This window comes from Peribacillus sp. NPDC096447, from assembly GCF_044762725.1.
Taxonomy (GTDB): Bacteria; Bacillota; Bacilli; order Bacillales; family DSM-1321; genus Peribacillus.
Genome location: NZ_JBIWEV010000029.1, coordinates 1 through 1,073 on the forward strand (window position 1 = coordinate 1; position 1,073 = coordinate 1,073).

The window sequence follows — 1,073 nt, forward strand, 5'->3', positions numbered from 1 at the left end:
ATGTTTGACTTGCTCATTTGCTTTTTTGATAGTGTGTGCTCACTTAAAATTTAACGTTGGCGCTTTGTTTTGTTCAGTTTTCAAAGAGCAATTTGACTCTTCTTAAAGAATCAACTTTCATATCATAACAAAGCCAAAACGGCTTGTCAAGTTTTTTTTGGTGGAGCCTAGCGGGATCGAACCGCTGACCTCCTGCGTGCAAGGCAGGCGCTCTCCCAGCTGAGCTAAGGCCCCAAAAAATAATGGTCGGGAAGACAGGATTCGAACCTGCGACCCCTTGGTCCCAAACCAAGTGCTCTACCAAGCTGAGCTACTTCCCGAAAAAAATATGGTGCGCCCGGCGGGAGTCGAACCTACAACCTTCTGATTCGTAGTCAGATGCTCTATCCAATTGAGCTACGGGCGCATATTAAGATGGTGCCGAGGACCGGAATCGAACCGGTACGGTAGTCACCTACCGCAGGATTTTAAGTCCTGTGCGTCTGCCAGTTCCGCCACCCCGGCATAAATAAATAGTGGAGCGGAAGACGGGATTCGAACCCGCGACCCCAACCTTGGCAAGGTTGTATTCTACCACTGAACTACTTCCGCGAACATGCGGGTGAAGGGACTTGAACCCCCACGCCTTGCGGCGCCAGATCCTAAGTCTGGTGCGTCTGCCAATTCCGCCACACCCGCATAATAAAATGGTGAGCCATGAAGGATTCGAACCTTCGACCCTCTGATTAAAAGTCAGATGCTCTACCAACTGAGCTAATGGCTCATATAAACTATTTATATATGCTATATCAAGCTTGTATGAAAATGGTGCCGGCAAGAGGACTTGAACCCCCAACCTACTGATTACAAGTCAGTTGCTCTACCAGTTGAGCTACACCGGCAAGTGTAAAAATGGTGGAGGATGACGGGATCGAACCGCCGACCCTCTGCTTGTAAGGCAGATGCTCTCCCAGCTGAGCTAATCCTCCATATATAACTGCTTGGCGGCGTCCTACTCTCACAGGGGGAAACCCCCAACTACCATCGGCGCTGAAGAGCTTAACTGCCGTGTTCGGAATGGGAACGGGTGTGAC

General features: G+C 49.8%; 9 tRNA genes and 1 rRNA gene. All 10 read right to left on the reverse strand.

The features are described from left to right. Nucleotides 1-158 precede the first annotated feature (158 nt). Nucleotides 159-234 (reverse strand) — tRNA-Ala (locus ACIQZD_RS26145). Nucleotides 235-243: 9 nt separating this feature from the next. Then, nucleotides 244-320, reverse strand: a tRNA-Pro gene (locus ACIQZD_RS26150). Between the two features lie 9 nt (nt 321-329). Beyond that, nucleotides 330-406, reverse strand: a tRNA-Arg gene (locus ACIQZD_RS26155). Nucleotides 407-415: 9 nt separating this feature from the next. Then, nucleotides 416-504, reverse strand: a tRNA-Leu gene (locus ACIQZD_RS26160). Nucleotides 505-516: 12 nt separating this feature from the next. Further along, a tRNA-Gly gene (locus ACIQZD_RS26165) sits at nt 517-591 on the reverse strand. A 5-nt stretch (nt 592-596) separates the two neighbouring features. After that, nucleotides 597-678: transfer RNA gene (locus ACIQZD_RS26170), tRNA-Leu, on the reverse strand. Between the two features lie 9 nt (nt 679-687). Further along, nucleotides 688-763: transfer RNA gene (locus ACIQZD_RS26175), tRNA-Lys, on the reverse strand. Nucleotides 764-805: 42 nt separating this feature from the next. Continuing rightward, nucleotides 806-881: transfer RNA gene (locus tag ACIQZD_RS26180), tRNA-Thr, on the reverse strand. An 11-nt stretch (nt 882-892) separates the two neighbouring features. After that, nucleotides 893-968, reverse strand: a tRNA-Val gene (locus ACIQZD_RS26185). 10 nt (nt 969-978) lie between these two features. After that, nucleotides 979-1,073, reverse strand: a 5S ribosomal RNA gene (gene rrf, locus ACIQZD_RS26190); the annotation flags it as partial.